Raw genomic sequence first — 13,295 nt, 5'->3', positions numbered from 1 at the left:
AGGCCACGCTTTGCCCAGCTTCTCTCGCAGCCTTGAACAAGCTCTCCACCGCGCCCTGGCGCTCGCCGGTGAGCGGCGGCACGAATACGCGACGCTGGAGCACCTCCTCCTCGCCCTTGTGGACGATCAGGACGCCGCGGCAGTCATGCGGGCCTGCAACGTCGAGGTCGACACGCTCAAGCGTAGCCTCGTCGAGTACGTCGACACCGAACTCGCCAACCTCATCGGCGATGGACGCCAGGACGCCAAGCCCACGGCGGGCTTCCAGCGCGTGATCCAACGCGCGGTGATCCACGTGCAGTCCTCGGGCCGCGAGGAAGTGACGGGGGCCAACGTGCTCGTGGCGATCTTCGCCGAGCGCGAGAGCCATGCCGCCTATTTCCTGCAGGAGCAGGACATGACCCGCTACGACGCGGTCAACTACATCAGCCATGGGATCGCCAAGAGGCCCGGGTCGTCCGAGCCGAAGCCCGTACGGGGTGCCGAAGAGGAATCCGCAGCCGAACGCCCGAGCGGAGACGACAACGACGCCCGTCCGAAGAAGAAGGGCGATGCCCTCGAGGCGTACTGCATCAACCTCAACAAGAAGGCCCGCGACGGCCGGATCGATCCGCTCATCGGCCGTGAGACCGAGGTGCAACGCACGATCCAGATTCTGTGCCGGCGTCAGAAGAACAACCCCCTGCTGGTGGGCGATCCCGGCGTCGGCAAGACCGCCATCGCCGAGGGGCTGGCGCGCAAGATCATCCACAAGGAGGTGCCGGAAGTCCTCATCGACGCCACGGTGTTCTCCCTCGACATGGGCACGCTGCTCGCCGGCACCCGCTATCGCGGCGACTTCGAGGAGCGCCTCAAGCAGGTGATGAAGGAGATCGAGGCGCACCCCAACGCGGTGCTGTTCATCGACGAGATCCACACGGTGATCGGCGCCGGCGCAACTTCGGGCGGGGCCATGGATGCGTCGAACCTCCTGAAGCCAGCACTGGCCAACGGCTCGCTCCGCTGCATCGGCTCGACCACCTACAAGGAGTACCGCCAGTACTTCGAGAAGGACCGCGCCCTCGTGCGCCGGTTCCAGAAGATCGACGTCAACGAGCCGTCGATCCTGGACGCCATCGAGATCGTGAAGGGGCTGAAGCCGTACTTCGAGGAATTCCATAAGCTCAAGTACACCACCGAGGCGGTGAAGGCGGCCGTGGAACTCTCGGCGCGCTACATCAACGATCGTAAGTTGCCCGACAAAGCGATCGACGTCATCGACGAGACCGGCGCCTCGCAGATGCTGGTGCCGGAGGCGCGCCGCAAGCGGACCATCGGTGTCAAGGAGATCGAAGCCACCATCGCCACCATGGCGCGCATCCCGCCCAAGACCGTGTCGAAGGACGACGCGGTGGTGCTGAAGAACCTCACCGACAGCCTCAAGCGCGTCGTCTACGGCCAGCCCAGCGCCATCGAGGCCTTGACCTCGGCGATCAAGCTGGCCCGCGCCGGCCTGCGCGATCCCGACAAGCCCATCGGCTCGTACCTCTTCGCCGGCCCCACGGGTGTGGGCAAGACCGAGGCGGCCAAGCAGCTCGCGGCTTCCCTGGGCGTCGAGATGCTGCGTTTCGATATGTCGGAATACATGGAGCGTCATACGGTGAGCCGCCTCATCGGCGCGCCCCCCGGTTATGTCGGCTTCGATCAGGGCGGCCTGCTGACCGACGGCATCGACCAGCATCCGCATTGCGTGCTGCTGCTGGATGAGATCGAGAAGGCCCATCCGGACCTGTTCAACATCCTGTTGCAGGTGATGGACCACGGCAAGCTCACCGATCACAACGGCAAGCAGGTCGATTTCCGCAACGTCATCATCATCATGACCACGAATGCGGGCGCTTCCGATCTGGCGAAGTCGGCTTACGGCTTCACCCAGACCAAGCGCACAGGCGACGATGTGGAGGCGATCAACAAGCTGTTCGCACCGGAATTCCGCAACCGTCTCGACGCGATCATCTCGTTCGGTCACCTGCCGAAGGAGGTCGTCGCCAAGGTGGTGGACAAGTTCGTCCTCCAGCTCGAGGCGCAGCTCGCCGACCGTAACGTCACCATCGAACTGTCCGACGAGGCGCGCGAGTGGCTGGTGGAGCACGGCTACGACGATGCCATGGGTGCCCGCCCCATGGCGCGCTTGATCCAGTCCACCATCAAGACGCCGCTCGCCGACGAGGTGCTGTTCGGACGCCTCAAGGACGGCGGTGCCGTACGGGTGGTGGTGAAGACGCCCGAGGAGGGTGAGAAGCAGGCTCTCGGCTTCGAGTTCCCGGCCGGTCCGGTGACCCCGAAGCCCGAAAAAGACGTGACCAACGCGGTCAAGAAGCACAAGCGTACGCGGGCCAAGGTCTCCCCGCGGAAGAAGGACGACGGGTCCAACAACGGGGGCTCCGGAAACGTTCGCACCGTGCCGAAGGTACCGTTGGTCAAAGCCTGAGCCGTCGAGACATGGAGCGGGATCGGTCGGGTCGTGCCGGCCGGTCCCGCTGCTGTTTCAGGGAAGCGAACGGCACCTCGATTCAAGCGGTCGACACGCGGGCTTGCGATGGTTAGCAAGCGGGCCTTGAGGCGCAGGCGCTTCGGTTCAGCGCACGGTGCGTGTGGTCCAGTTAATCATCAGGGGGCATCCGAATGAGCGATCTGCATGAGGGCCCCCTCACGCCGGTACAACATCAGTCCGCGCCTGCTGCGACACGGCGCGACGATCGACGCGCGCGCCGCCGCCGTCGCCACAGGGGAGAGGAGATTCTCGGCTGGATCCTCGTCCCGATCATGGTGGTGGGACTCTATTGGGGAATCAATGCCGGTTTCGACGCGCTGGGCACGTCGCCGGGACAGGTTTGGGATCAACTGATGCAGGTCAAGGCGATGATGGAGAAGCGCAGCTGAGGTCTCTTCGCGGATACGATGTCCGGGACGAAATTTCAGGCGCGACTTCTCAGGCCCGCGTCAGGGCGTGGATCGAGAACAGACCCTCGGCATCGGTCCAGGCGGCCTGTGGCATCCAGCCCGCCGCGACAGCCAGGGTCCGGAAGCTGTCGAGCGTGTACTTGTAGCTGTTTTCCGTGTGGATCGTCTCGCCCTCGGCGAAGGCGAAGGTGTGGCCCGCGAGGTGAATCGTCTGCGCCCGCCGGCTCACAAGATGCATTTCGATGCGCGACGCGTCCGCGTTGAAGAAGGCCCGGTGGCCGAACCCCTCGACGTCGAGGATCGCCCCGAGTTCGCCCGCGATGCGAATGAGCAGGTTGCAGTTGAACGCCGCCGTTACCCCAGCCGCGTCGTCGTAGGCCGCCTCCAGCACGGTCCTGTCCTTCACGAGGTCGACGCCGACGATGAGGGTGGCGCCAGGCCCGAGCACCCGGCCGAAATGCGCCAGCAGGTACGTCGCCTGGGGCGGCTCGAAATTGCCGATGGTGGAGCCGGGAAAGAACCCCGCGACGGCATCGTGCGACAGCCCGTCCGGCAGGGTGAAGGCGCGGGTGAAATCCGCCGCCACGGGCGCGATGGCGAGGTTCGGGAAGTCGGCGGCCAGGGTCTCGGCCTCGCTGTGCAGGAACGTCTCGGAGACATCCACCGGCACGTAGGCGGCGAGGTCCGGCCGGTGCACCAGGAGGCGACGCACCTTCACGGTTGAGCCGCTGCCGAGCTCGACCAGATTGGCCCGAGCCGGGAGGCATGCAGCGATCTCGGCACCTCTGGTATCGAGGATGCCGAGTTCCGTACGGGTCGGATAATACTCCGGCTGGCGGGTGATGGCCTCGAACAGGTCCGACCCGGCCGCGTCGTAGAAATACTTCGCGGACAGGAATTTCTGCGGCGCCGAGAGGCCGGCGACGACGTCGTCCTCGAATTGCTGCCGGGCGTCCCGGGCAGCCAGGGGCTTCGCGTTCGTGAAGACGGGATTGATGGTCAACGCTGGAGTCTCCGGGACGCGGGCTTCAGTTCAGATGCGGATGTCGGACAAGCGCAGGCCCGTGAACTGCCAACGCTGATGCGGATAGAAGAAGTTCCGGTAGCCCACGCGGGCATGGCCTTCGGGCGTCGCCACCGACGAGCCGCGCAGAACGAACTGGTTCGACATGAACTTGCCGTTGTACTCGCCGAGCGCCCCGTCCACGGGCCGATAGCCCGGATAGGCCGTGTAGGCACTGCGGGTCCATTGCCAGACGGAGCCGAAGGCATCGGCGAGGCAACCGTCGCGGGCCGCCACTTCCCACTCGAACTCCGTAGGCAGGTCGCGTCCGGCCCAGCGCGCGTAGGCGTCGGCCTCGTAGTAGCTCACGTGGCTAACGGGCAGGGACGGGTCGATGGGCCGGATTCCGGCGAGCGTCATGGAAGCCCAGCCGGCTTCGTCCTGGCGCCAGTAGCCCGGCGCGTTCCAATCCTCGGCCTGGACCGCGAGCCAGCCGTCGGAAAGCCAGAGTTCGGGCCGGGTGTAGCCCCCATCGGCCATGAAAGTGAGCCATTCGGCGTTCGTCACGAGCGCGCGATCGAGGGTGCCGCCCTGGATCAGCACGTCGTGCCGGGGTGATTCGTTGTCGAACGAGAACCCCTCGCCGCCATGTCCAATCCGGGTGATGCCCCGGGCCAAGTCGACCTTGCCCGACGCGGCGGATGGCGCAGGAAAACGCCAGTCCGCGTCGTAGGCCGGGCCAAGGGGGTTCTGCGCGAAGGCATGCAGGATATCAGTGACCAGCAATTCCTGGTGCTGCTGCTCGTGATAGAGCCCGATTTCAAGAATCGGCAGCAGCGTTTCGAGGGCCGCCGCCGAGGCCTGCGCGAGAAGCGCGTCCACGGCGCGGTCGACATGCGCCCGGTAGCCCGCCACCTCCGCGGTCGTCGGCCGGGTGATGAGACCGCGCAGGATACGGGGCTGACGCGGACCAGCAGCGACATAGTACGAGTTGAACAGGTAGTGCAGGCGCTCGTCATAGAGTGCGTATCCCGGCAGGTGCGCTCGGAGCAGGAACTGCTCGAAGAACCACGTCGTGTGAGCGCGGTGCCACTTCGTTGGACTCGCATCCGCCATGGACTGGACCTGCTGGTCCTCCGGCGACAGGGGGGCGGCCCGGCGCTCGGTCTCGTCACGGACATGGTGGAAGGCAGCGATCCAGGCCGTGCGGTCGACGGGCTTGGCACCGAGATTCGGGGGCGGGAAAGCGGGGCGGCCGGACAACGCGGGTCTGGTGTCGCGAAACGCTGCGGTCGCTGCCATGCCGATGTCTCCAGAAGCTCGTGGTTTCGGAACATATGGTGGACGCGACATTCGGCAACGGCCGCCGGGCCGGTCGGTTCGTCGCGGTTCGTCGGGCTTGCGACGCGGTGTTCGAGGACGATCGCCTTTTTCGTGCCTTGGTCACATCCTCTTAACCGGGCGCCATCGACACTTGCTCCCTTGGGTGGGACGTCGGACCAGGTTCGGATGCGGAACAATCTCATGGCGGGCACGGCCACGATTCCCGTGGCGACGGGCGCGAACCCGACCCCGACGATCCTCGTGTTCGATTCGGGACTCGGCGGCCTCACTGTGCTGGAGCAGGTGCGCCGCGCCCGCCCGGACGCGGCCTACGTCTACGCGGCCGACGACGCCGCCTTCCCGTATGGCCGCCTGGACGAAGCAGCCCTCGTCGACCGGGTGCTCGCCGTGATGGACCGCCTCGTCGCGCTCCACCGGCCCGACCTCGTGGTCATCGCCTGCAACACCGCTTCGACCCTCGTCCTGCCGGCCCTGCGCCAGCGCTTCACGATTCCGTTGGTCGGCGTCGTTCCACCAATTAAACCAGCCGCGGAAGCGACGCGCTCGCGCCGGATCAGCCTGCTCGCCACCCCCGGCACGGTGGCGCGCACCTACACCCACGAACTCATCGAATCCTATGCCGCGGCCTGCGCCGTGACCCTGGTGGGGGCCCCGAACCTCGCCGGGTTCGCCGAGGCGGAGCTTGCCGGTACCCCCGTGGACGATGCGCGGCTCTCCGCAGAGATCGCCCCGTGCTTCAGTATCAGCGACGACGGGCGCCGCACCGACGTGGTGTGCCTCGCCTGCACGCATTACCCCCTGCTGCTGGCCCGTTTCCAGGCCCTGGCGCCGTGGCCGGTCCTGTGGATCGACCCCGCTCCTGCCATCGCCCGCCGGGTGACGCAGCTCCTCGGCGCGCCGCCGCGTGGTATGGAACACCGCGCTGGCTCCATACTCGGCGCCTTCACGGGCGGCGCCGGGCTCACCGAGCCCCTGCGGGCCTCCCTCGCCCTGCGCGACGTCACCTCCGTCGCCGTCGAGGCGATGCCGCTCGGGCTCCAATGAGAGCACTTTCCCGGCGACGAAGCCGGCTCGGCATTGACGAGGGCACGGCCCTACTCTAGGGAAACGCACGTGACGGGGTCCCGACGAGGGGCCCCGAAACGTTTTCAAGCGCACCCGTGAGTCGGCTTCGGCCGCTCTGTCGTTCCGGGTCAGGCCATAGGGCCGGTCCGGAAAGAGGAGGGCGCGTTCCTCGATAAATCTCTGTTGCGAGAGGAACCGCGATGTCAAAACGTATTCAGGCGAAGCACAAGCTCGATCGCCGCATGGGCCAGAACATCTGGGGCCGCCCGAAGAGCCCCGTCAATCGCCGCGAGTACGGCCCAGGCCAGCACGGCCAGCGCCGCAAGGGCAAGATGTCCGACTTCGGCACTCAGCTGCGCGCCAAGCAGAAGCTGAAGGGCTACTACGCCAACATCACCGAGAAGCAGTTCCGCCGCTACTACGCCGAGGCCATCCGTCTCCGGGGCGATTCGGGCGAGAACCTGATCGGCCTGCTCGAGCGTCGCCTCGACGCCGTGGTCTATCGCGCCAAGTTCGTGCCGACCCCGTTCGCCGCGCGCCAGTTCGTCAACCACGGCCACGTCAAGGTTAACGGTCAGCGGGTGAATATCGCCAGCTACCTCGTGAAGACCGGCGACGTGATCGAGGTCAAGGATTCCTCGAAGCAGCTCGAAATCGTCGTCGTGGCATCGCAGCTCGCCGAGCGTGACGTACCGGATTACATCGAGGTGGATCACGCCAAGATGACCGCCCGCGTCACCCGCATCCCCAACCTCGGCGAGGTGCCCTACCCCGTCCAGATGGAACCGAACCTCGTGATCGAGTTCTATTCGCGCTGATCCGCCCGGATCGCCGCCGATGTGAAAAGGGCCGCCCCATGGGGCGGCCCTTTTTGTTGGTCGGGCGTTCCTTCGCGAGGCGTGGGTTTGGTGGGCGCCGTTTCGCATCGGCCCTTGCCGAGACCCGGCATCCACGCTTGGCCGATGTCTAACGGGGAAGAGAGGGGCGATCCTTCAGGTTCCGTGCGCGCAACGCCTCCGATGCCTGCTGCGCGCTCGGCGGCATCTCCTGGGCGCGGGCGCCATCCGGAGCGAGGAGACCGGGTCCCGCGTCAGTCCGGTCCCGACCGGACAAGGCATAACCTGCGTTCACGCCCGCATAGGCACCGGTAAAGTCTTCCGGCCAGGCCGGGACGGCCAGGGCCGCGAGCCAGATCAGGCTGAGCGGGACGATTCGCATGGCCTCTCCACCTGGAATTTCGGGGCTGAAACGCGAAACGGCGGCCCCGGGGGACCGCCGCTCGCTCGAGTTGAACTCGGAACCGTGACCGAAGGACGGCCGGGCTCACGGATCAATCGTCGACGTTGATGCTCTGGGCCTCACGACCCTTCTGACCCTCGACAACACCGAGCACGACCTGCTGGCCTTCGGCCAGTGATTCGAGGCCGGCGCGCGACAGGGCTGAACGGTGCACGAAAACGTCCTTGCCGCCATCGTTGACGGACACGAAGCCGAAGCCCTTGGCCGGATCGTACCACTTCACGGTGCCGCTCATCTCCGTGGAGGGGCCGCTGGCGAAGCGTCCGCCGCCACGGTCGCCGCCGCCAGCGCTGCCGTAGCGATCGCCGCCACCGGCGGGGGCGCCATAACCACCACGGTCGCCGCCGAAGCGGTCGCCGCCGCCGAAGCCGCCGGTACGGGGCGGACGCGCATCGCGCATGGGGGCCGCCTCGGCCGTGGAGGTGTCGACGCTGGTGACGTCGGTCACCTGCGGACCCTTCTGGCCCTGGGCCGTATGGACCGTCAGGCGCGTGCCGGGCAGAAGGTCGGCATGGCCTGCGGCTTCGACGGCGCGGATATGGAGGAAGGCATCGCCCGAGCCGTCAGCCAGCTCGACGAAACCGAAGCCCTTCTCCTTGTTGAACCACTTGACCGTCGCATCGCGCTCCGGTCCCGAGGGGGCTGCCGCCGCGCGCGACGGGGCGCGGTCGAAGCCGCCGCCACCGCCGAAGCCGCCACCGTAGCCACCGCCGCTCGGCGGAGCCTGATCGGGCCAACGCGGCTCGGCTCCACCCTCATCGAAGCCGCGCTTCTGCGGCCCCCTGAAATCACGACCACGTCCCATAGAAAGCTCGCAAAAACCGTCCGCCGACCATCATTTGTGAATACCGCGTGCGCGCCATCCCAGACAGCCCACGCTCCGCACTATCATTACCCCCGGCAGCGGTGACCAAGAATAACGCCTTAGTCCTGACTGAAACGCGCCACTCTCGCAAGGTCCATTTCGGCGCCCGAGCGACGGTTCCCTTAATTTTGTGCGGCAAAATGCGTAGCGGATCGGGGTGGGTGCAGAAAGACTGTGGGAAGGTTTGGTTCCGATCGCCCTTGTACGTCGAACGCGGGCGGATTTGGGTCCGACGTTAGGAAAGCGAAAAGGCTCTTGGGTTAATGGTGATGCCGGGCCGATCCGAGTGAGCGGACCGGAGCCGAATGCTGCCGCATGATCGCCACACCAACGTTTCCGGACCTGTCCGCCCTGGTCGTGGACGAAAGCTTGTACATCCGCCGTATTGTGCGGGACATGCTCATGCGCGTCGGCATCAAGCGCGTCCTCGAGGCTCCCGACGGGGCCGAGGCGCTCGGGGTGCTGGCAGAGAGCAAGCCGGACATCACCATCATCGATTGGGATCTGGCGATTCTCTCGGGTGAAGAGTTCATTCGTCTCGCCCGCACACCGACCACATCGCCTTCTCCGACGGTCCCGATCATTCTGATGCTCGCTCAGCCGCGCCGCAACGTGGTCGACCGTGCGATCTCGCTCGGGGTCAACGAGATCATCGCCAAGCCCTTCTCGCCGAAGACCCTTTGGTCGCGCCTCGACGAGGTGATCCACCGGCCGCGCCCATTCTCCCAGGTCAAGAGCCTGCTGCGGCCAGTGCCGCGGCTCGCCGCCGCCGGCAAGGCGTAGCCTGACCGACGCAGAAGCGCCGTGCCAAGGGCGATCCGCGCAACGAATCCAGGGCTTTGCAGTTTGCCCGCGACACCTGTAGCGTGGAGCCTGAATGATGATCCGGCTCTCCGCCTGAGATCACGCGGAAGGACTTCGGCACAGCCGATGCGGGAAGAGAGTGCCGCGACCATCCCGGCCCGCTCCATGGCCGGCCCGATCACCCCCACGGTCGCGCCGGGGGAAATGCAACGATCCGGAACGCAGGCCACCACCCACCGGCCGCCGCGGCGGAATGCTTACGCCGCCCTCGATCTCGGCACCAACAATTGCCGCCTCCTTATCGCTGAGCCCGCATCCCACGGGTTTCGAGTCATCGATGCGTTCTCGCGCATCGTACGCCTCGGCGAAGGCCTCGGAAATGCCGACCGCCTGAGTGAGCCCGCCATCGAGCGTACCATCGATGCTCTTCGTGTTTGCCGTGCGAAGATGCAGGCGCGCGGTGTCGTACGCGCCAAGATCATCGCCACGGAAGCCTGCCGGCTCGCAGTGAACGGCGCGGCTTTCGTCGAGCGTGTACGCGACGAGGTCGGTCTCGATCTCGAGATCGTCGATCGTCAGACAGAGGCTTACCTCGCGGTCACGGGCTGCGCGGCTTTGGCCGACCCCTATGCCGAATCGGTGGTGATCTTCGATATCGGCGGCGGCTCCACGGAGATCGCATGGCTCGACGGAGCGGCCACGAACCCGTCCACCGACCCGACCCTGCGCATCCGCGCCTGGGACTCCCTGCCGGTGGGCGTAGTCACTCTCGCGGAGCGTCACGGCGGCGCCGACGTGACGCGCCTGACCTTCGAAGGCATGGTGGAAGAAGTGGCCGACATGCTCGCCCGCTTCGCGATCCGCGCGGCGCCCGCCGCCAATGCCCGGCACTTCCACCTGCTCGGCACGTCGGGAACGGTGACGACGCTCGCGGCCATGCATCTGCGCCTCGCCCGTTACGAGCGTCGCCGCGTCGATGGCCTGTGGATGAGCGACGGCGAGGTCGGGGGCGCCATCGACGACCTCCTCGACACGCGTCTCGACCAGCGGGCGGACAATCCTTGCATCGGGCGTGACCGGGCCGACTTGGTGCTGGCGGGGTGTGCGATCTTGGAAGCAATCCGGCGGGCGTTCCCATCCGATCGCCTGCGGATCGCCGATCGCGGCCTTCGCGAGGGGCTCCTGATGAACATGATGCGTGAGGACGGCGTGTGGCGCCGTGGGGGTTACCGGTGAGTGACAGGCGTGGTGCCGGTGCAGGGTTGCGCGGCGAACTCAAGCAACGGGTGAAGACCGGGCGCGGTCGTACGGCTTCGCAGAAACGCTGGCTGGAGCGCCAGCTGAACGATCCCTATGTCGCCCGTGCGAAACGCGAGGGCTATCGCTCGCGGGCCGCCTTCAAGCTCATCGAGATCGACGAGCGCTTCAAACTCCTGAAGCCCGGCCAGCGTATCGTCGATCTGGGCGCCGCCCCCGGCGGCTGGTCGCAAGTGGCGGCTAAGATCGTCGGCGACACCGGTCGCATCGTCGGGATCGATCTCCTCGAAATCGAGCCCATGGCCGGTGTCGAGTTCATCACCCTCGACTTTCTCGACCCTGCGGCACCACAACTGCTCACCGGCCTGCTTGGCGGGCCGGCAGACTTGGTCCTGTCTGACATGGCTGCCAATACCACCGGCCACAAGCAGACCGACCACCTGCGCATCATCGGTTTGGCCGAGACGGCCGCCGAGTTCGCCCGTGAGATTCTCGCCCCCGGTGGGTCTTACCTTGCGAAGGTTTTCCAAGGCGGTACCGAAGGCAGCCTTCTCGCTGATCTGAAGCGCGATTTCGCCAGTGTGCGGCATGTCAAGCCGAATGCCAGCCGTGCCGATTCGAGCGAACTCTACGTTCTCGCCTCGGGCTATCGTGGTGGGCGGCGATCGGACGACGCGGAAGACGCCTGAGAACTCTCGGCTTCGGCCGGGTTGTTCCTCGGCAGATCCGAAAGGTCCGCCGACCCGACACATTGCACGGATATCCGAGCGACGCCGAGTGCGTGACGCACAAGGCACGCGGCTTGCCTAGCCAGCCTGGAAGTATCTTGCATTCAAATGCTGGGCTTATTCAAATCAAAGACGCGGCCTGCGATTTAATGGCAGTCAAAGTCGCGACCGATTTCAGAAAATCTTCATTTTTCATGGTTATACCAGATCGATGCTCTTTCCGAAATCGATCGGGTAATATCGATGACACAATTCAGATTGTCGATCCGGACTCGTCTGATCGGTGCTTTCGCGATCGTAATCGTTCTCATGACCGGTATCGGGGTGGTGGCGCTGCAGGCCACGCGTACCATCAATGATCATCTCGTGCAGGTTCAGTCGGATTCTTTGCCGAGCGTGGCGAAGGCTGGCGAAATTACATCCTGGATGGCGCGTTACGCTATCAGTGTCTATCGCCACAGCGCGCTCCTCGACCCGGATTCCAAGAAGCGGGCCGACACCGAGCTTGATGAGCGTGGGGCTCATGTGGCGAAGGTGGTCGGAGAGTACGCGGCTCTCATCAGTTCGCCCGAAGAGCGAGCCTTGTACGACCGGATCAAAGCCAATTGGGCTGCCTATCAGGTTGAGGTCACGGAGATCCTGGCGCTGTCACGCAGAGGCTTGAACGAGGATGCTTTCGAGCGTCTCCAGGGCAAAGCCTCCGAACTCCAACGCTCGTCGATCGACACATCCAACGAGTTGGCCGCTTTGAACAGCAGCCTCGCCGCACAATCACGCCTCGCGAGCGAGCAGGCGTTCGAGCGAACTGAAACCATCGTGCTGACCGTGGTCGGAGGCGGGCTCGTCCTGTCGATCTTGCTCGCAGTTTTCATCATTCGAGGCATTTCCGGCGGGATCGGTGCCGTCGTCCGGCCGATGACCGCGCTCGCGGAAGGCGATCTCACCGCCGTGATCCCGAACCAGGGCAATGGCACCGAGATCGGCCGCATCGCCGACGCCGTTCAGGTCTTCAAGGACGGTCTCATCCGCATGAAGCATCTGGAGGAGGAGACCACTTTGGCGCGTGCCGGAGCCGAGGCCCAGCGCCGGCAAGGCATGCGTGACATGGCCGATTCGTTCGAACGGGCGGTCGGTGGAATCGTCGGTTCGGTGGGAAGCGCTGCAGCCGAGCTCCAGGCGACGGCTCAGACAATGACCGCGACGGCGACTCAGGCGGGCACTCGGTCCGTCTCCGTCGCAGCGGCGGCCGAAGAGGCTGCCATCAACGTTCAGACCGTGGCGGCCGCGGCGGAAGAACTCGGTTCGACGGTCCAAGAGATCGGACGGCAGGTCCAGGGCTCGGCCCACCTGGCGGAGGTCGCCGTGCGCGAGGCTGGTGCAACCGCCGCCCTGGTACAAGATCTCAGTGGCGCCACCGCCCGGATCGGCGACGTGGTCAAACTCATCGCCGATATCGCGTCGCAGACCAACCTTCTTGCCCTCAACGCAACCATCGAGGCGGCGCGAGCTGGCGAGGCCGGACGCGGATTCGCGGTGGTCGCGGCGGAGGTCAAGGAGCTCGCGAGTCAAACCGCACGCGCAACCGAGGAGATCGGCAGCCAGATCGCCCGCATCCAGGGGGCGACGGGAGACAGCGTGACCGCCATCGCCGGGATCCGCGGTCGAATCGGCGAGATCAGCACCGTCGCGATCTCGCTTGCGGCGGCCGTGGGACAACAGGGTGAAGCAACCCAGGAGATCGTCCGAAACGTCTCCCAGGCGGCTGCGGGTACGGGCGAGGTGACGGTGAACATCGCCGCCGTCGCGTCGGCCGCCGAGGAGACCGGTACGGCCGCCACTCGGGTTCTTGCGTCGGCCTCCGACCTGTCGCGTCAGTCCGGCCATCTCAGTGCCGAGGTCGAGCGGTTCCTCGCCAGGGTCCGCGCCGCCTGAGCGGTTCAGAGCGCCTCCGTTCTTGCCGCGATGCCACGGTCGGTGCCTAGGGTGC

The 13,295-nt window shown here is 66.0% G+C and carries 12 protein-coding genes; 8 read left to right on the top strand and 4 right to left on the bottom strand.

Features of this window, described 5'->3' with window-relative positions; translation table 11 throughout:
- Positions 1 to 10 precede the first annotated feature (10 nt).
- Both clpA and ASF25_RS00325 read left to right on the top strand, forming a co-directional pair.
- A complete protein-coding gene (gene clpA, locus ASF25_RS00330) occupies positions 11 to 2,470 on the top strand; it encodes an ATP-dependent Clp protease ATP-binding subunit ClpA (protein ID WP_056302607.1) in 2,460 nt (819 codons plus the stop codon).
- Positions 2,471 to 2,664: 194 nt separating this feature from the next.
- Entirely contained in the window at positions 2,665 to 2,922 is a 258-nt protein-coding gene (locus ASF25_RS00325; protein WP_056265863.1) for a hypothetical protein, read from the top strand.
- A 49-nt stretch (positions 2,923 to 2,971) separates the two neighbouring features.
- On the opposite strand, the gene egtD is transcribed toward ASF25_RS00325, so the two are convergent.
- Together egtD and egtB are read right to left on the bottom strand one after the other, a co-directional pair.
- Positions 2,972 to 3,910: an L-histidine N(alpha)-methyltransferase gene (egtD, locus tag ASF25_RS00320; RefSeq protein ID WP_056303125.1), complete on the bottom strand. Its 939-nt coding sequence runs from the start codon at positions 3,908 to 3,910 to the stop codon at positions 2,972 to 2,974.
- 66 nt (positions 3,911 to 3,976) lie between these two features.
- Positions 3,977 to 5,248 (bottom strand): ergothioneine biosynthesis protein EgtB, encoded by a 1,272-nt coding sequence (gene egtB, locus ASF25_RS00315; protein ID WP_056302605.1) that lies wholly within the window; start codon positions 5,246 to 5,248, stop codon positions 3,977 to 3,979.
- Between the two features lie 222 nt (positions 5,249 to 5,470).
- Here egtB and murI point away from each other — a divergent pair, with 222 nt between their 5' ends.
- Positions 5,471 to 6,334 carry a glutamate racemase gene (gene murI / locus ASF25_RS00310; protein ID WP_244472874.1) on the top strand — a complete coding sequence of 288 codons (864 nt, stop codon included), beginning with the start codon at positions 5,471 to 5,473 and terminating at the stop codon, positions 6,332 to 6,334.
- Positions 6,335 to 6,555: 221 nt separating this feature from the next.
- Entirely contained in the window at positions 6,556 to 7,173 is a 618-nt protein-coding gene (gene rpsD / locus ASF25_RS00305; protein WP_056086744.1) for a 30S ribosomal protein S4, read from the top strand.
- A 148-nt stretch (positions 7,174 to 7,321) separates the two neighbouring features.
- On the opposite strand, the gene ASF25_RS00300 is transcribed toward rpsD, so the two are convergent.
- Together ASF25_RS00300 and ASF25_RS23850 are read right to left on the bottom strand one after the other, a co-directional pair.
- Positions 7,322 to 7,573 (bottom strand): hypothetical protein, encoded by a 252-nt coding sequence (locus tag ASF25_RS00300; protein WP_056265856.1) that lies wholly within the window; start codon positions 7,571 to 7,573, stop codon positions 7,322 to 7,324.
- Between the two features lie 112 nt (positions 7,574 to 7,685).
- Positions 7,686 to 8,459: a cold-shock protein gene (locus tag ASF25_RS23850; protein WP_056171628.1), complete on the bottom strand. Its 774-nt coding sequence runs from the start codon at positions 8,457 to 8,459 to the stop codon at positions 7,686 to 7,688.
- A 375-nt stretch (positions 8,460 to 8,834) separates the two neighbouring features.
- On the opposite strand from ASF25_RS23850, the gene ASF25_RS00290 reads away from it, so the two are divergent.
- The 4 genes from ASF25_RS00290 to ASF25_RS00275 all read left to right on the top strand — a co-directional run bounded on the left by ASF25_RS00290 (position 8,835) and on the right by ASF25_RS00275 (position 13,240).
- On the top strand, positions 8,835 to 9,302 hold the full coding sequence (locus ASF25_RS00290; protein ID WP_056171626.1) for a response regulator: 468 nt from the start codon (positions 8,835 to 8,837) through the stop codon (positions 9,300 to 9,302).
- Positions 9,303 to 9,449: 147 nt separating this feature from the next.
- Positions 9,450 to 10,559 carry a Ppx/GppA phosphatase family protein gene (locus tag ASF25_RS00285; RefSeq protein WP_056265853.1) on the top strand — a complete coding sequence of 370 codons (1,110 nt, stop codon included), beginning with the start codon at positions 9,450 to 9,452 and terminating at the stop codon, positions 10,557 to 10,559.
- The gene (locus ASF25_RS00280; protein WP_056302601.1) at positions 10,556 to 11,269 is read left to right on the top strand and encodes an RlmE family RNA methyltransferase; all 714 of its coding nucleotides are present in this window, start codon (positions 10,556 to 10,558) and stop codon (positions 11,267 to 11,269) included. Before ASF25_RS00285 ends, ASF25_RS00280 begins: the two co-directional genes overlap by 4 nt.
- Positions 11,270 to 11,551: 282 nt before the next feature.
- A complete protein-coding gene (locus ASF25_RS00275) occupies positions 11,552 to 13,240 on the top strand; it encodes a methyl-accepting chemotaxis protein (RefSeq protein ID WP_056302599.1) in 1,689 nt (562 codons plus the stop codon).
- Positions 13,241 to 13,295: the final 55 nt, after the last annotated feature.

Origin of the sequence: Methylobacterium sp. Leaf100, assembly GCF_001422845.1 — a bacterium.
GTDB lineage: Bacteria > Pseudomonadota > Alphaproteobacteria > Rhizobiales > Beijerinckiaceae > Methylobacterium.
Note: the sequence above shows the minus strand (reverse complement) of the source record. Positions and strands in the feature narration are given on the sequence as shown.